Source organism: Herbaspirillum sp. SJZ099, assembly GCF_007828355.1.
Classification (GTDB): Bacteria; Pseudomonadota; Gammaproteobacteria; order Burkholderiales; family Burkholderiaceae_D; genus Herbaspirillum.
In genome coordinates, this window is the sequence record NZ_VIUO01000008.1 from 66,189 (window position 1) to 82,706 (window position 16,518).

The 16,518-nt window shown below is 64.8% G+C and carries 17 protein-coding genes; 3 read left to right on the top strand and 14 right to left on the bottom strand.

What is annotated here, in order from left to right; all coding sequences use genetic code 11:
- The first annotated feature begins 92 nt into the window (after nt 1–92).
- Together metG and FB597_RS16320 are read left to right on the top strand one after the other, a co-directional pair.
- The gene (gene metG, locus FB597_RS16315; protein ID WP_144770095.1) at nt 93–2,156 is read left to right on the top strand and encodes a methionine--tRNA ligase; all 2,064 of its coding nucleotides are present in this window, start codon (nt 93–95) and stop codon (nt 2,154–2,156) included.
- A 39-nt stretch (nt 2,157–2,195) separates the two neighbouring features.
- On the top strand, nt 2,196–2,675 hold the full coding sequence (locus FB597_RS16320) for a GNAT family N-acetyltransferase (RefSeq protein WP_141914775.1): 480 nt from the start codon (nt 2,196–2,198) through the stop codon (nt 2,673–2,675).
- Nucleotides 2,676–2,745: 70 nt separating this feature from the next.
- Here FB597_RS16320 and FB597_RS16325 read toward each other — a convergent pair whose 3' ends face one another.
- The 8 genes from FB597_RS16325 to FB597_RS16360 all read right to left on the bottom strand — a co-directional run bounded on the left by FB597_RS16325 (nt 2,746) and on the right by FB597_RS16360 (nt 10,282).
- Nucleotides 2,746–4,122, bottom strand: a complete 1,377-nt coding sequence (locus FB597_RS16325) for an MFS transporter (RefSeq protein ID WP_144770096.1) — start codon at nt 4,120–4,122, stop codon at nt 2,746–2,748.
- A gap of 66 nt (nt 4,123–4,188) precedes the next feature.
- Nucleotides 4,189–5,226 carry an amidohydrolase gene (locus FB597_RS16330; RefSeq protein WP_144770097.1) on the bottom strand — a complete coding sequence of 346 codons (1,038 nt, stop codon included), beginning with the start codon at nt 5,224–5,226 and terminating at the stop codon, nt 4,189–4,191.
- 3 nt (nt 5,227–5,229) lie between these two features.
- The gene (locus tag FB597_RS16335) at nt 5,230–5,916 is read right to left on the bottom strand and encodes an RraA family protein (protein WP_144770098.1); all 687 of its coding nucleotides are present in this window, start codon (nt 5,914–5,916) and stop codon (nt 5,230–5,232) included.
- A 27-nt stretch (nt 5,917–5,943) separates the two neighbouring features.
- Nucleotides 5,944–7,146 (bottom strand): pyridoxal phosphate-dependent aminotransferase, encoded by a 1,203-nt coding sequence (locus FB597_RS16340; RefSeq protein WP_144770099.1) that lies wholly within the window; start codon nt 7,144–7,146, stop codon nt 5,944–5,946.
- A gap of 59 nt (nt 7,147–7,205) precedes the next feature.
- A complete protein-coding gene (locus tag FB597_RS16345) occupies nt 7,206–7,934 on the bottom strand; it encodes an amino acid ABC transporter ATP-binding protein (protein ID WP_144770100.1) in 729 nt (242 codons plus the stop codon).
- Nucleotides 7,934–8,638, bottom strand: a complete 705-nt coding sequence (locus FB597_RS16350) for an amino acid ABC transporter permease (protein WP_144770101.1) — start codon at nt 8,636–8,638, stop codon at nt 7,934–7,936. The genes FB597_RS16345 and FB597_RS16350 overlap by 1 nt, the downstream gene beginning before the upstream one ends.
- Before the next feature lies 1 nt (nt 8,639).
- A complete protein-coding gene (locus FB597_RS16355) occupies nt 8,640–9,338 on the bottom strand; it encodes an amino acid ABC transporter permease (RefSeq protein ID WP_141915004.1) in 699 nt (232 codons plus the stop codon).
- 110 nt (nt 9,339–9,448) lie between these two features.
- Nucleotides 9,449–10,282: an ABC transporter substrate-binding protein gene (locus FB597_RS16360; RefSeq protein WP_186442802.1), complete on the bottom strand. Its 834-nt coding sequence runs from the start codon at nt 10,280–10,282 to the stop codon at nt 9,449–9,451.
- A 258-nt stretch (nt 10,283–10,540) separates the two neighbouring features.
- On the opposite strand from FB597_RS16360, the gene FB597_RS16365 reads away from it, so the two are divergent.
- Nucleotides 10,541–11,317: an IclR family transcriptional regulator gene (locus FB597_RS16365; RefSeq protein ID WP_144770102.1), complete on the top strand. Its 777-nt coding sequence runs from the start codon at nt 10,541–10,543 to the stop codon at nt 11,315–11,317.
- 137 nt (nt 11,318–11,454) lie between these two features.
- Here FB597_RS16365 and FB597_RS16370 read toward each other — a convergent pair whose 3' ends face one another.
- The 6 genes from FB597_RS16370 to livH form a co-directional block, all read right to left on the bottom strand.
- Nucleotides 11,455–11,700 carry a hypothetical protein gene (locus FB597_RS16370; RefSeq protein ID WP_144770103.1) on the bottom strand — a complete coding sequence of 82 codons (246 nt, stop codon included), beginning with the start codon at nt 11,698–11,700 and terminating at the stop codon, nt 11,455–11,457.
- Between the two features lie 116 nt (nt 11,701–11,816).
- Nucleotides 11,817–12,650: a transporter substrate-binding domain-containing protein gene (locus FB597_RS16375; protein ID WP_255463901.1), complete on the bottom strand. Its 834-nt coding sequence runs from the start codon at nt 12,648–12,650 to the stop codon at nt 11,817–11,819.
- Nucleotides 12,651–12,804: 154 nt separating this feature from the next.
- Nucleotides 12,805–13,509 carry an ABC transporter ATP-binding protein gene (locus FB597_RS16380; protein ID WP_144770104.1) on the bottom strand — a complete coding sequence of 235 codons (705 nt, stop codon included), beginning with the start codon at nt 13,507–13,509 and terminating at the stop codon, nt 12,805–12,807.
- Nucleotides 13,509–14,285: a high-affinity branched-chain amino acid ABC transporter ATP-binding protein LivG gene (gene livG, locus FB597_RS16385; RefSeq protein ID WP_141914784.1), complete on the bottom strand. Its 777-nt coding sequence runs from the start codon at nt 14,283–14,285 to the stop codon at nt 13,509–13,511. Before livG ends, FB597_RS16380 begins: the two co-directional genes overlap by 1 nt.
- Before the next feature lie 8 nt (nt 14,286–14,293).
- Nucleotides 14,294–15,520: a high-affinity branched-chain amino acid ABC transporter permease LivM gene (locus FB597_RS16390; RefSeq protein WP_141915010.1), complete on the bottom strand. Its 1,227-nt coding sequence runs from the start codon at nt 15,518–15,520 to the stop codon at nt 14,294–14,296.
- A 31-nt stretch (nt 15,521–15,551) separates the two neighbouring features.
- On the bottom strand, nt 15,552–16,478 hold the full coding sequence (gene livH / locus FB597_RS16395) for a high-affinity branched-chain amino acid ABC transporter permease LivH (protein ID WP_144770105.1): 927 nt from the start codon (nt 16,476–16,478) through the stop codon (nt 15,552–15,554).
- Nucleotides 16,479–16,518: the final 40 nt, after the last annotated feature.

Below are 16,518 nucleotides of genomic sequence, written 5' to 3' on the forward strand. Positions count from 1 at the left end.
CATTTCCAAAGAAGCAACTTCTGCGCTCATGGCGCCGCGGCTGATAGAATGGTCGTTTTTCCCCTTTCACTTCCGCACAGCCAGCATTGCCAATGAGCACTTCAGCACCCCGCCAACTCTTCGTCACGACCGCACTCCCCTACGCCAACGGCGCGTTCCACATCGGCCACATCATGGAGTACATCCAGGCCGACATCTGGGTCCGGTTCCAGCGAATGCAGGGCAATGAAGTCCATTTCGTCGGCGCCGACGACGCGCACGGCGCGCCCATCATGATCGCGGCCGAAAAGGCCGGCGTCACGCCGCAGCAGTTCGTGGCCAATATCGCCGCCGGCCGCAAGCAATACCTGGACGGCTTCCACATCGCCTTCGACAACTGGAGCTCGACCGACAGCCCGGAAAACCACCAGTTGTCGCAAGAGATCTACCGCGCCCTGCGCGACGAAGCCAAGCTGATCTCGACCAAGACCATCGACCAGTTCTATGACCCGGTCAAGAACATGTTCCTGCCGGACCGCTACATCAAGGGCGAGTGCCCCAAGTGCGGCACCAAGGACCAGTACGGCGACTCCTGCGAGAACTGCAGCGCGGTGTACTCGCCGACCGACCTGAAGAACCCGTATTCGACCCTGTCGGGCGCGACGCCGGTGATGAAGTCGTCGGAGCACTTCTTCTTCAAGCTGTCCGATCCCAAGTGCGTGGCCTTCCTGCGCGAATGGGCGCTGGACAATAACCGCCTGCAACCGGAAGTGGCCAACAAGTGCCGCGAATGGCTGGACGGCGAAGGCGGCCTGGGCGACTGGGACATTTCGCGCGACGCCCCCTACTTCGGCATCGAGATCCCGGACGCGCCGGGCAAGTACTTCTACGTCTGGCTGGACGCGCCGATCGGCTACCTGGCCTCGCTGAAGAACTACTTCGCCAAGACCGGCCGCGACTTCGACGCCTTCATGGCCGACGACAAGACCGAGCAGTACCACTTCATCGGCAAGGACATCACCTATTTCCACACGCTGTTCTGGCCCGCCATGCTCAAGTTCGCCGGCCGCAAGACGCCGACCAACGTGTTCGCCCACGGCTTCATCACGGTCAGCGGCGAGAAGATGTCCAAGTCGCGCGGCACCGGCATCTCGCCGCTGCGCTACCTCGACATCGGCATGAACCCGGAATGGCTGCGCTACTACATCGCCGCCAAGCTCAACGCCAAGGTGGAAGACGTCGACTTCAACCCGGACGACTTCGTGGCGCGCGTCAACGCCGACCTGATCGGCAAGTACGTCAACATCGCCAGCCGCGCGGCCGGCTTCATCGCCAAGCGCTTCGACGACAAGGTAACCACCAAGTGGGCCACCGCCGACGACGCCTTCCTCGCCAGGCTGCGCGGCGTGGCCGCTGAAATCCGCACGCTGTACGAGCAACGCGAATACGGCAAGGCCCTGCGCCTGGTAATGGAACAGGCCGACGCCATCAACGCCTATGTGGACGCCAACAAGCCGTGGGAACTGGCCAAGGACAGCGCCCGCGACGCGCAGTTGCACGAAGTCTGCAGCCGCCTGCTGGAAGCCTTCCGCATCCTGACCGTCTACCTGAAACCGGTGCTGCCGCAACTGGCCGCGCAGGTGGAGTCCTTCCTCAACGTGCAGCCTTTCCAATGGAGCGACGCCAATGCGCCGCTGGCCGACGGCCACGCCGTCAACGCCTACGCGCACCTGATGCAGCGCGTCGACCCCAAGATGCTGGATGCGCTGTTCGACGCGCCCGAGCCGGCCGCCGCCGCGCCGGCCGCAGCAGAAAGCGCCATCGAAGAGCTGGCCCCGGAAATCTCCATCGACGACTTCGCCAAGGTCGACCTGCGCATCGCCAGGATCGTCAACTGCGAAGCCGTGGAAGGCTCGACCAAGCTGCTGCGCCTGACGCTGGACGCCGGCGAAGGCAAGACGCGCAACGTGTTCTCCGGCATCGCTTCGGCCTACAAGCCGGAAGAACTGGTCGGCAAGCTGACCGTGATGGTGGCCAACCTGGCGCCGCGCAAGATGAAGTTCGGCATTTCCGAAGGCATGGTGCTGGCGGCGTCGGCCAAGGATGAAAAGGCCAATCCGGGCATCTACGTGCTCAACCCGTGGCCGGGCGCCGAACCTGGCATGCGCGTGCGCTGACCGGCAAGTGTCTGCGATACGGGAAGACCGGACCACGCCATGGAACTGCTGATACGCGAAGCCACCGCCGAAGACGCCCTGCTGATCGCGGAACTGACCCGCACCAGCTGGGCCAACAAGGTGGCCCCAAGCTCATCCGGCCACCGCGAGGAACCGGACCACGTCATCGAAGACCTGCAGCATGGCGGCGCCTTCATCCTGCTGCGCGGGGAAGTCCCCGCCGGCTCGGTGCGCTGGCTGCCGCTGGACACCGAACGGGATGTCTGGGAAATCCGCCGCATGGGCATCTCGCCCGCCTTCCGCGGCGAGCGCCTCTCGCAACACTTGATGGAAGCGCTGATCCACCGCGCCCAGTCCGCCGATGTTCGCGAACTGCGGCTGGCGGTGCGCACCGACCAGGCGCAACTGGTCGACCTGTATGCCGCCTTCGGCTTCGAAATCGCCCCCGAGCTCGAATATACCCGCGCCAATCCGAACGATGCGCCGCCCATCGTGATGCGCCGGGTCATGCGCTACTGAGGCAACACTGGAACGGCGCCGGATCCGCAGGATCGTTCGTTGGCAGGATCGTTTGCTTGACGCGGCGCCCTCACCGCGTGTGATAGCGGATACGCGACACGCTCACCACACAAGCCATCCCGGCCAACAAGGCCGCACTCCATAACACCAGCGCATACGGCGCGGATGACAGCGTCAGCATCAGCGCCACCAGCGATGCGCCGACCGTCTGGCCGGTCAGGCGCGCGGTGCCGAGCATGCCGCTGGCGCCGCCGGTGCGCGAACGCGGGGCCGCACTGATCAGGGTGCGGTTGTTGGGCGACTGGAACAGGCCGAAGCCGAAACCGCAGAGCGCGAACAGCAACACGATCGCGAGATCCGATGTCGTGCGCTCCACTGCCAGCAGCGACAGCAAGCCGACGCACATGATGGCCATGCCCACGCCTCCCAGCCATCCCGCCGACATGCGGTCCGACAGCTTGCCCGCCAGCGCCCCGGTCAGCGCCACCGCGATCGGCCACGCCGTCAGCAGCAGGCCGGCATGCGCCGCGCTCATGCCGAGATGATTCTGCAGCATGAAAGGCAACATCACGAAGGTAGCCATCTGAGCCGCGAACGAGCAGAACGAGGTGCCGATCGACAGCGCAAACAGCGGGATGCGCAGCAAGTCCAGCGGCAGCATGGGCGCCGCCGCGGACTGCAGTTTGAGCAGCAACGCCAGGCTGGCCGCGGTCAGCAGCGCGCACAGCGCCACCACGCCCCAGCCTTGCACATGACCGACGGCATCGACCGTATACAGCAGCAAACCGACGAACACCATGCACACCAATGCGCTGCTCAGGTCGTATTTGCGCCTGGACAGCGGATTGAACGGCAGCGCCTTCCAGCCGATGGCCAGCGCGGCGATGCCCAGCGGGATATTGATCAGGAACAGCCAGTGCCAGGACGCCCAATGCAGGATCAGACCCGCCACGCTCGGCCCCAGCGCGGTGGCGGTGCCGGCGACCAGCGCGTTGTAGCCGATCGCGCGGCCCAGCAGCCGGGCCGGGTAGATGAAGCGGATCAGCGCGGTGTTCACGCTCAGGATGCCGGCCGCGCCAATGCCCTGCAGCACCCGCGCCAGGCTTAACTGCAGCATATCGCCGGCCAAGGCGCACGCCAGCGAGGCGGCGGTAAACAGCACCAGCCCGCTCAGGTAGACCCGGCGGTAACCGGCCACTTCGCCCAGCGACGCCAGCGGCAGCAGGCACACCGCCATGGCGATCTGGTAACTGTTGATGATCCAGATGGCATCGGCATCGGTGGCCCGCAGGTCATGCGCGATGGCCGGCAATGCCAGGTTGGCGATGGAACCGTCCATCACCGCAATGGCCACCGCCAGCACCACGGTGGCGATGGCCAGGATGCGTTGCCTGCCGGGTAAGCCGTCGGCATCCTGCCATGCACGGGTATCGTTCTGTGCTTGCACGTCTTGTTTCCTGTATGGCTGCGCCCGCAGGCGCGACGAAAGGCCGCCATCCTATCACCGGACGGTTCAGCCGATGCGGTACACCTCGCGCGCCGTCCCCGCGAAAAGCGAGTCCCGCTCCGCCGCCCCGAGGCCTTGCGTGAGCCGCTTGAACGCATTCCACAGGCTGACGTAGCCGAACATGCCCTTGTCCACCGGGGAGTTGCTCTCGAACATGCAACGCGAGGCGCCGAACAGGCCGATGCATGTCTCGATATAAGGCCGCCATGCCGCGGCCAACTGTTGCGACGCCGGCGGCGCTTCCTGCAAGTGGAAATCCCAGCCGCCTACCGGCATGCCCAATCCGCCCAGCTTGAGCCAGACATTGGGCTGTGCAGCGATGCGCCGCATCGCGGCCTCCCATTCGCGCCGCACTTCCTCGCGCCGGCCGGCGTAAGGCCCGGCGCCCAGCGGCCCGCCGGCATGGTCGAGCACGATGCGCGTCTCCGGGCAGGCCTGCGCCAGCGCCAGCACTTCATCGAGCTGGGTATGGTAGGCCCAGACATCCAGCGGCAGATCGTATTTCGCCAGCAGCCGCGCGCCCTGGCGAAAGCGCGCATCGGCCAGCATGCCCGGCGGCGGCGGCAGCGGGTTGCTGCGGATGGCGGGGTCGGCATGCCAGGCGGTGGTGTTGCGGATGCCGCGCAGGCGGCCGTTGCCGGCGTGCAGCAAGGCCTCCAGCACCGGTTGCACGCCCTCGCCCAGCATCAGGTCGGCAAAGCCGACGATGGCCGCGCAAGCCCGCGCCGGTCCATACATGCCGGAGGCCGACTGCGCCGCCACGCCGTTGATGAACTCCACCTCGCCCACCGGCTTCATCGCATCGGGGCCGTGCGCGCGGTACATCGAGCGGCATTGCACGAAAACGGTGGCGACCACGTTGTGGCCGGCGCCGATGTCGGCCATCAGTTCGTCGAACAGGTAACGGCCGCCAGGCCGGTCCCACAGATGATGGTGGGCGTCGACGATGGGCAGCGCCGGTTCCAGCGCCTCTTCCGCGGTACGCGCCAGCCAGTCCTGGCGCACGCGCAGGTGGGGAGAGACGGTCGTTTCCTGTGCGTCCATGGATCAAGCCCGCGCCTTGACGAACTCGCACTGGAGGCGAACCAGCGCGGCGTCGACCCAGGCGCGGTCGCTGCGGCCGGCGGCGATGGCGGCCATCTGCGCGGCCTCGGCATCGTTCTTGGCCTTGGCCGCGGCATAGACCTCGGCCAGGTCCTCCAACGGCACGCACAACAGGCCGTCGCTGTCGCCCACCATCAGGTCGCCGGGCCGGACCACCATGCCATCGATGGCGATGGGCACGTTGATCTCGCCCGGGCCGTCCTTGTAGGGGCCGCGGTGGGTGACGCCGGCAGCGAACACCGGAAAACTGCCGGCCCGGATCGCATCCAGGTCGCGCACGGCGCCATCGATGACGATACCGCCCAGCTTGCGCTGGATGGCATGCGCCACCATCAGCTCGCCGATGATGGCATTGCTCATGTCGCCGCCGGCGTCGACCACCACGATGTCGCCCGGCTCGGCCAGGTCCAGCGCCTTGTGCACCATCAGGTTATCGCCGGGGCGCGACCTGACCGTGATGGCGGCGCCGGCCAGCTTGCTGCCCCTATGCAGCGGACGCAGGCGCGCGCCGGCAGCCGTCAGGCGCGACATCGAGTCGCTGATGTTGGCCACCGGGATGGCGGCGAATTTCTCGACGTCGGCGGCAGCCGCCTTGCGGGTGCGTTCGAAGATACGGAATCCTGCGGTCATGTCGTTGCTCCTGTTTCGATGGACGGTTCAGCGCAGGCTCGCGCAAAAACGCTGCACGCGGCTGCAGGCCTCGCGCAGGCGCTCGGTGGCGTCGGCGTACGACAGGCGGAAATTGGGTCCCTGGCCGAAGGCGCTGCCATGCACCAGGGCTACTCCCTCGGCTTCCAATAACGCCGAGACGAAATCCTCGTCGGTAGCGATGGTCTTGCCGCCTTCGGTGCGCTTGCCGATCACGCGTTCGCACGAAGGGAAGACGTAGAACGCTCCTTCCGGCACCGGGCAATCGATGCCCTCGGCCTGGTTGAGCATGGACACCACCAGGTCGCGCCGTTCCTGGAACACCTTGCGGCTGTCGCGGATGTAGTCCTGGGGGCCATTGAGCGCCTCCAGCGCCGCCCATTGCGAGACCGAACCCGGCCCCGAGGTCGTCTGTCCCTGGATCTTTTCCATCGCCTTGACCAGTTGCTGCGGACCGGCGGCGTAGCCGATGCGCCAGCCGGTCATGGCGTAGGCCTTGGAGACGCCGTTCATGGTCAGCGTGCGCTCGTACAACTCGGGCGCGATCTGGGCCGGGGTGGTGAATTCGAAGCCGTCGTAGACCAGGTGTTCATAGATGTCGTCGGACAGGATCCACACATGCGGATGGCGCTTGAGCACCCCGGCCAGCGCCTCCAGCTCGGCACGCGTGTAGGCGGCGCCGCTGGGATTGCAGGGCGAGTTGAACATGAGCCACTTGGTGCGCGGGGTGATGGCCGCTTCCAGATCTTGCGGGCGCAGCTTGTAGCCGGCCGCACGCGTGGTGCGCGCATATGTCACCACGCCGCCGCACAGCGCCACCAGTTCCGGATACGACACCCAGTAAGGCGCCGGCACGATCACTTCGTCGCCGGGATTGATGGTGGCCATGAGCGCATTGGCGATGACCTGCTTGCCGCCGTTGCAGACGATGGTCTGCGCCACGCTGTAGTCCAGCCCGTTCTCGCGCTTGAACTTGGCGACGATGGCCTCGCGCAGTTCGGTGATGCCGGCCACGGCGGTGTACTTGGTCTCGCCGCGGGCGATGGCGGCATAGGCGGCCTGCTTGATGTTGTCGGGCGTGTCGAAGTCCGGCTGGCCGGAACTCAGGGCGATCACGTTGCGGCCTTGCGCGGCCAGGTCGCGCGCCTTCTGGCTGATGGCGATGGTGGCCGAAGCCTTGATGCGGGAAAGTGAATCGGAAATGAATGCCATGTGTGGTCTCGCGTATTGTCGTGCGGACGGCGTGCCGTCCTGGTCGGGAAAGTCGGAAATCAGGCGTGGCGGATATCGGCCACGAATTTCTGCGCCCGCGGATGCTGCGCGCGCTCGAAGAAGTCTTGCGGCCTGGCGCGCTCCAGCACCTGGCCTTCGGCCATGAAGACGATGCGGTCGGCCACCTCGCGGGCAAACCCCATCTCGTGCGTCACGCACACCATGGTCATGCCTTCGGATGCCAGCCCCTTCATCACCTGCAGCACTTCGCCCACCATTTCGGGGTCGAGCGCCGAGGTCGGCTCGTCGAACAGCATCACCGGCGGCTTCATCGCCAGCGCGCGGGCGATCGCCACGCGCTGCTGCTGGCCGCCCGACAGCTGGCCGGGATAGGCATCGGCCTTGCCTGCCAGGCCGACCTTGTCGAGCAGGCCCATAGCGCGCTCGCGCGCTTGCCTTTCGGACAGCTTCAGCACCCGCATGGTGGCCAGCATCACATTGCGCGCCACGCTCATGTGCGGGAACAGGTTGAACGACTGGAACACGAAGCCGATGCGGCTGCGCAACTGGTTGATGTCGACCCCGCCGGCGTGCACGTCCTGGCCGTCGATATAGATCTGGCCGTCGTCGATCGGCTCAAGCCGGTTGAGGGTGCGGATCAGGGTCGACTTGCCCGAGCCCGAGGGACCGCACACGATGACCACTTCGCCGCGCCGGATTTCCTCGTTGATGTTGCGCAGGGCGTGATAGTCGCCATACCACTTGTTCACATTGTTGAAACGGATCATCACACGCTCCTGAATTGACGTTTTTGCTTGATGCGGCGCTCGGCCAAGCCGACCGCCGCGCTCAGGCAGTAGCAGAGGACGAAATAGGTCATGGCCAGCAGGAAGTAGACCTGGAACGGTTTGGTCAGCAACTGCGCATTGACCTGGTAGGCCGCGTAGGTCAGCTCGTTGACGCTGATGATGTAGGCCAGCGAAGTGTTCTTGATCAGCGAAATCAACTGGTTAAGGATGCTCGGGATCATGTTGAACAGCGCCTGCGGCAGCACCACCTCCTGCAGCGTCCTGAAGTACCCCATGCCCAGCGAGCGCGAGGCCTCGACCTGCCCTTTCGGTATTGCCTGGATGCCGGCCTTGACCACTTCGCCCAGGAATGCCACCTCGTAGGCCACCAGGGCGCAGATCACGGTGGTGGTGCCGGAGATCGACTTGCCGGTCAGCAGCGGCACGATGAAGTAGGCCCAGAAGATCAGCATCAGCACCGGCAGGCCGCGCAGCGTGTGCACGATGGCCGCGGCCGGCAGCGCGACCGCCCGGATCGCACTGGTGCGGGCGATGCCGAACAGCACGGCCAGCGGGAAGGCGCACACCAGGCCGGATACGGCCAGGATCAGCGTCAGCGCCAGGCCGCCCAGCGGCCCGTGCGGGAACTCGCCGATCAACAGTTGCACGCCGTAGGTGGCGATGATGTTGTAGAGGTCGCCCATGTCAGCGCTCCTTGGCTTGCAGATGCCTGCTGTTGCAATACGCGCCGAACGCCATGATGGCCCACGACACGAGCAGGTAGAACGCGGACGCCAGCGCGAAGGTCTCGAAGGTACGATAGGTCTCGTTCTCGATCTGGCGGCTGGAATAGGTCATTTCGGCCACCCCGATGGCCATGGCCAGGCTGGTCGACTTGAACAACGACAGCGACTGGTTCACCAGCGGCGGCACCGAAACGCGGATCGCCTGCGGCAGCAGCACGTCGCGCATCGCCTGCAGGTAGGACAGGCCGAGCGCGCGCGCGGCCTCCATCTGCGTGGCCGCCACCGAGCGCAACCCGCTGCGCAGGTCTTCCGACATGTAGGCCGCTGAATTGAGCGCCAGCGCGATCAGCGCGAAGATGAACTCGCCGTTGTGGTCGTTGATGAAACCGGTCACCGATTCAGGCAGCAGCTCCGGGATGCCGAAGTACCACACGAAGATCTGCACCAGGCCGGGCACGTTGCGGTGGTAATTGACGTAGGCCGAGATCAGCCACTCCAGCGGCGGCAGCGCCAGGGCGCGCAGTCCCACCAGGATGACGGCCAGCGCGAAGGCGCAGATCCAGGCCACGGCGAACAGCCACAGCGAGGTCAGCGCGCCGCTGATGAGCCAGTCCAGGTATTGGCCGTGCAATACCGTACTGAAATCCAGATTGAGCATGAGGTCGCTTTCTTGCTGATGCATCTTGCCGCCCCGGAAAAAGGGGCGGAGCCGTCCCCGCCGATGCCATCGGCAGGCATCTGTCGGGGCGCATGCGAAACGGTGAGGGCTTACTGGAAAGCGGAGACCGGCGTGAGCTTCTTCTCGCGCGGGATGTTGAACTTGGTTTTCGGGCCGAACCACTTGCTCCACAGGGCATCGGTCTCGCCGGATTTCTCCAGCTTGTCGAGCGCGTCGTTGACCGCTGCCAGCAAGGCCGGCTCATCCTTCTTCACGCCCATGCCGGTCGGCTCCCAGGCCAGCGCGCCGTCCAGGAACTTGTACTTGCCATCGGATTCGTTGACGAAGCGGATGCCGGACGGCTGCGACAACGCCAGGCCCTGCACCTTGTTCTGCGCCAGCGCCAGGAAGGCCGCCGGGGTGTCCTGGAAAGTCAGGATGGTGGCCTTGGGAAACATGCGCCGCGCATACAGCTCGGGAGTGGAGCCCTTGTTGGCGCTGATGCGCTTTTCGGCCAGGTCTTCGATCTTGCTGAAGCCGGCGTTGCTGTGCGCGATCAGCTTGATCGGGGTCTGGTAGTGAATCGAGGTGAAATCGATCTGCTGCGCGCGCTCCTTGGTGTAGCCCAGCGCGGCCACCACCAGGTCCACGCGGCCCAGCGTCAGTTCCGGAATGCGGGCCTCGACCGAGATGCCCTTGTGCTCCAGCTTCACGCCCAACTGCCTGGCCACGGCGGCGCACATGTCGACGTCGAAGCCGACCACCTGGCGGGTGGCGGGATCGGGATAGCCCAGCGGCTCGCTGCTGGTCAGCGTGGCGCAGATCAGCGAACCGCGCGCCTTGATGTCGGCCAGGCGATCGGCATGCGCCGCGCTGGAGAAAACCAGTGTCACAGCGGCTGCCGCAATGGCCAGGCCGGTCTTCTTGATGTGCGCCAAAGTCATTTTCTATCCTTTCCGGGTTGAACAACGAATTCGATTAAAATAAATCATAATGTCGTTATGATTTTAAAACAAGGATAATTTCTCCTTATTTTTCATGCACTTAAAAATGCTTCGCGGCAGTGCAAAAATCGTATCGGAGGGTGGGAAAGGCCTGTTTCCGGTGCAAGGAAAACCTGCGGCGAGATATTTTTTGGTGCGACGCATCAATGCAAAAAAAGGTGATACCCTCGCCGCATCACGGAAAATCGAAAACGTTTTATGAAAAAAGAGAAAGAGACAGCGACGAAGAAGGAAAAAGAGGTCGCCCCCGACCGTACCGTGCTTGGCGCCGAGCGCAGCCTGGCGATCCTCAACGCCTTCATCGACGCCTCCGGCCCGCTCGGGCTGACCGAACTGGAACAGCACACGGGCCTGTTCAAGAGCGTGATCCACCGCTACATGATGTCCTTCATCAAGGCCGGCTACGTCGTGCAGCGCGCCGACAGCACCTACCAGCTGGGGCCGCGCGCCTACCAGTTGGGCAAAGCCTTCGAGGCCCGCTTCAACTACGCCGACTTCATCGTGCCCGCACTGGAAAAGCTGGTGCGCGAAACCGGCGAAAGCACCGCCTTCTACATCCGCCAGCAAGACCAGCGGCTATGCATGTACGCGGCCGAATCGCCGGAGTCGGTCAAGGCCACGGTCAAGGCCGGTTCGCTGTTTGCCATCGACCAGACTTCCAGCGCCCAGGTGCTGCGCTTCTTTTCGGTGCCGGGCAATGCGGCGCGCTCGGGCGGGCGCTATGTGTGCATCTCGGTGGGAATCAACAACCCGCTCTCCTCTTCCATGTCGGTGCCGGTGTTCGGCCCCGGCAATACGCTGGTGGGAGCGATGACCATCTTCGGCCTGTCCTTGCGCTTCGATCCGGCCGCCAGCGAGGTGCTGCGCGGCAAGCTGCTGGTGCTGGCGCAGGAATTGTCCGTGCGCCTGGGCGCAACGCCGCAGGTCTACCATAACCCGTCTCCGGACATCTTCAACGAAGCGGCTGTGCAATAAGGTTGGCGGGGCGGGACGGTTGCGCGGATGGGCAAAGCGCCCCGCTGCGCTGAGGAATATTTCCCCAAGCCGGTGCTGGCCGGGGGGCGAGACGCGCTGGTCGCCGCTGGTCGCCAATACGCAAGCTGCCTGCCCGGCTAGCGCGCCAGACAGGTTTGCCCGAGACGGCTTGCCGACAACAATGTCCGGCCTTTCGCCGATACGGCCACGGGCCCGGCATATCCTTGCGGGCATTCAATGAGGCCATCGGCACAGGCATCTTCCCAGATGGAAAGCCGCGGACAAGTGGTTCGCCATACCTCCAGGACGTCCGCATAAAGATGCGGCTGCGCCTGTATCCATTCGAGCATCTGCAACGTCAAGGCTTCGTGCGCGGTCATCATGGCCTCCATCTCGTCGAACGACGAACATTGCGGGTTACCGGCTCCTTACATCATAGTTCGTCGATATGAAATTGCACTGGACAGCCTGCCGCCATCCCGCGCCCGCGCGGATGCCGTCACTGAAAGGCGGAGATGGGCGTGAGCTTCTTCTCGCGCGGGATGTTGAATTTACTCTTGGGGCCATACCACTTGTTCCACAAGGCATCGATCTCGCCCGATTTCTCCAGCGTGACCAGCGCGGCATTGACCGCGGCCAGCAAGGCCGGCTCGCCCTTCTTCACGCCCATTGCGGTCGGCTCCCATAGCAGCGTCCCATCGACGAACCGGAACTTGCCGTCGGACTCGCTGACGAAACGGATCCCGGACGGCTGCGACAAGGCCAGGCCGTCGACCTTGTTCTGCGCCAGCGCGAGGAAAGCCGAAGACGTATCCGGATAGACCTGGACAGTGGCCTTGGGCAGCATGCGCCGCGCCGCCTGCTCCGGCGTGGAATCGCGGTTGGCGCTGATGCGCTTGTCGGCCAGGTCGGCCATCTTGGAGATGCCGGAGTCGCTGTGCACGATCACGCGGATCGGATTCTGGTAGTGGGCGGCGGTGAAATCGATCTGGCGGGCACGCTCGCGCGTATAGCCCAGCGCCGCCACCACCAGGTCGACATCGCCCTGGATCAGCACCGGCAGGCGCTCTGCCACTGTTACGCTCTTTTGCGACATCTTCACGCCCAGTTCGCGCGCGACGGCGCTGCACATGTCGACGTCGAAGCCGACCACCTGGTGCGTCCAAGGATCGGTAAAGGCAAGCGGCTCATTGTTGGGCAACGTGGCGCAGATCAGCGAACCGCGCGCCTTGATGTCGGCCAGGCGATCGGCATGCGCCGCAGCGGAAAAAACCAGCAAGGCAGCCAATGCCGCCGCGCCCATGCCAGGTTTCTTGATGCGCCCCGAAATCATTGCCTGCTTCTCCCTGAAATGAACCGAGAGCATAGCGTGAAACAAACCCGGATGCCATTCCTCCAGCAAAGAACAAGCCGGCCATCGCGCGGATTGCCCGGCAGCAAAAAAGCGCATCCGGAGATGCGCTTTTTTGCTGTCGCGGGTGAGACGCTCAGCCGTGCCCGAGGTAAGCCTTGCGCACGTCGCTGTTGGCCAGCAGGTTGGCGCCGCTGTCGTGCAGCACCACGTGGCCGTTTTCCAGTACATAGCCGCGGTCGGCCACGCCCAGCGCCTTGTTGGCGTTCTGCTCGACCAGGAACACCGTCACCCCGCTTGCGCGGATGGTGCGGATGATCTCGAAGATCTGCGCAATCACCAGCGGCGCCAGGCCCAGCGTCGGCTCGTCCAGCAGCAGCAGGCGCGGACGGCTCATCAGCGCGCGGCCGATGGCCAGCATCTGCTGCTCGCCGCCGGACATGGTGCCGGCGCGCTGCGCGGCCCGCTCCTTGAGGCGCGGAAACAGGCCGAAGACATAGTCGATGCCCTCTCCGATTTCGCTGTCCTTGGCGAAGAACGCGCCCATCTTGAGGTTCTCCAGCACCGTCAGGCTGGGGAACACGCGGCGCCCCTCCGGCGAGATCGCCATGCCCAGCCGCATGATCTCGTGCGTGGGCAATTGCGTGATGTCGCGTCCTTCGAAAAGGATACGGCCGCTGGAGGCGCGCGGGCGGCCGCACAACGTCATCAGCAGCGTGGTCTTGCCGGCGCCGTTGGCGCCGATCAGGGTGACGATCTCCCCCTTGTCGACGTTGAGCGACACGCCATGCAGCGCCTCGATGGCGCCGTAGTGCGTATGCACCTGTTCAAACTGCAGCATCATTCTTCTCCCAGGTAAGCCTTGATCACGCGCTCGTCGCTGCGCACCTGCTCCGGCGTGCCGGTGACGATGGGCTTGCCGTGTTCCATCACCAGGATACGGTCGGAAATGCCCATGATCAGGCTCATGTCGTGTTCAATCAGCAGCACCGCCACGCCATGCTCGCGGCGCAGGCGGTCGATCAGTTGGCTCAGCTCCTGCTTCTCCTGGGGGTTGAGGCCGGCAGCAGGCTCGTCCAGCAGCAGCAGGCGCGGCTTGGTGATCATGCAACGGGCGATTTCAACGCGCCGCTGCAAGCCATAGGACAAGGTGCCGGCCTCGCGGTTGGCCAGCGCGGTCAGGCCCAGCTGGTCGAGCCAGTAGGCCGCCCGCTGCAGCGCTTCCTTCTCCGATTTGCGATACGACGGCGTCTTCAGCAACCCCCACAGCAGGTTGGTGTTGACCTGGTGATGCTGCGCCACCAGCAGGTTTTCCACCACCGTCATCGATTTGAACAGGCGGATGTTCTGGAAGGTGCGCACCAGCCCCTGCTGCGCCACCTGGTGACTGGGCTGGCGGGCAATCGATGCGCCCGCCAGGCGGATGTCGCCCGAGGTCGGCTGGTAGAAACCGCTGATGCAGTTGAAGACGGTGGTCTTGCCGGCGCCGTTGGGGCCGATGATGGCGAAGACTTCCTTGTCCATCACCGACAGCGACACGCCGTCCACGGCCAGCAGGCCGCCGAAGCGCATCGACAGGCCGGCAACGTCCAGCAGGGTGTTGGCTGGTTGGTTCATTGCCTGATTCATTGTGGTAACTCCACATGCGGACGGGTGGCAGGCAGCAGCCCTTGCGGACGCCACATCATCATCAGCACCATCACCAGACCGAAGATCAGCATGCGGTATTCGGCGAAGCTGCGCGCCAGTTCCGGCAGCACGGTCAGCAGGATGGCGGCCAGGATCACGCCCAGTTGCGAACCCATGCCGCCCAGCACCACGATGGCCAGGATCAGCGCCGACTCGATGAAGGTGAAGGACTCCGGCGTCACCAGCCCCTGGCGCGCCGCGAAGAAGGAACCGGCCAAGCCGGCGAAGGCCGCGCCCAGCGTGAAGGCCGAGAGCTTGACCTTGGTCGGGTTGATGCCCAGCGAACGGCAGGCGATCTCGTCTTCGCGCAAGGCTTCCCAGGCGCGGCCCATCGGCATGCGCAACAGGCGGCCGGTGACGAAATAGGTGAACAGCACCATCAAGAGCGCCAGGAAATACAGGAAGATCACCATGTGGCCGCCCTGGTAGGTCAGCCCCAGCAGTTCGTGGAAAGTCGTGCCGCCCTCGGTCACCGGATTGCGCGCCATCACCACCCCGAACACGGTCGGCTTGGGGATGCCGGAAACGCCGTCCGGGCCGCCGGTCAGGCTGGTCATGTTATTGAGCAGCAGGCGGATGATCTCGCCGAAGCCCAGCGTCACGATGGCCAGGTAGTCGCCGCGCAGGCGCAGCACCGGGAAACCGAGCAAGAAGCCGAACGTCGCCGAAGCGGCAGCCGCCAACGGCACGCATTCCCAGAAGCTCAAGCCGAAATACTGGTTCAGCAGCGCGTAGGTATACGCGCCGACCGCGTAGAAGCCGACGTACCCAAGGTCCAGCAGGCCGGCGAAACCGACCACGATATTCAAGCCCAGCCCCAGCACCACATAAATCAGCGCCAGCGTCATCACGTCGACATAGCCGCGCGAGCCGAAGAACGGCCACACCAGCGCCACCAGCAGCAACAGCGACACGGCCATGCGCTGGCTGCGCGGCTGCATGCGCGGCAAGGCCGGCAGCTTGATGCCGGCACGCCCGCGCGCCAGCGCCGGCTTGGCCAGCTGGAACAGGAATACCGCCAGCATGGCCAGCAGCACCGGCGTCCAGTGGGTATTCAACACCACGCGATAGCCTTCGAAGCGCAATTGCATGCCCAGCAACGGGATCGTCAATATGGCGGTAACCAGCGCCGCCGCCACGGCGTTCTTGAAAGTGACAGGCATCATGCCTCCTTGGAGATTACGGCCCATGGGTTCAGACCTTCTCGATATCCGGCTTGCCGAGCAGGCCGGTGGGACGGAACAGGAGAATCAGCACCAACAGGCCGAAAGACACCACGTCCTTGTATTCCGATGGCAGGTAACCCGCGGCGAAAGTCTCGGCCAGGCCCAGCAGCACGCCGCCCAGCATGGCGCCGGGGATGCTGCCGATGCCGCCCAGCACCGCGGCGGTGAAGGCCTTGATGCCGGCGATGAAGCCGATGTAGGGATTGAGCTTGCCGATGGTCAGCGCGATCAGCACGCCGCCGACCGCCGCCAGCATCGCGCCCAGCACGAAAGTGAAGGAGATCACGCGGTTGGTGTCGATGCCCAGCAGGTTGGCCATGCCCATGTCCTCGGCGCAGGCGCGGCAGGCGCGGCCCATGCGCGAACGCGCGATGAACAGGGTCAGCGCCGCCATCAGCACCAGCGTGACGCCGACGATGACCATGCGCGAGTAAGGCACGGTGACGGTGAAGTCGCTGCCCATCTGGAACTCGAAGGCGCCGGAGATCAGCACCGGCACCGACATGTCGCGCGCGCCCTGGCCGATCTGCACGTAGTTCTGCAGGAAGATCGACATGCCGATGGCCGAGATCAGCGGCACCAGGCGCGGCCCGCCGCGCAAGGGCCGGTAGGCCACGCGCTCGACGGCCCAGCCGTACAGGCCGGTGACCAGCACCGACACGATCAGCGCGCCGCCCAGCAGCAGCGGCAAGGGATAGCCGCTTTGCACGCCGATGGCCGTCAGCGTGACCAGGCCGACGTAGGACGCGATCATGTAGATTTCGCCGTGGGCGAAGTTGATCATGCCGATGATCCCGTAGACCATCGTGTAGCCGATGGCGATCAGCGCATAGATCGCGCCCAGCGAGAGCCCGTTGACGAGCTGCTGGGTCAGTTGTGGGAGCAATTCATTCATAGGAAGGGACCAAATGTGGAAATGCCCCATCCAGACAGCA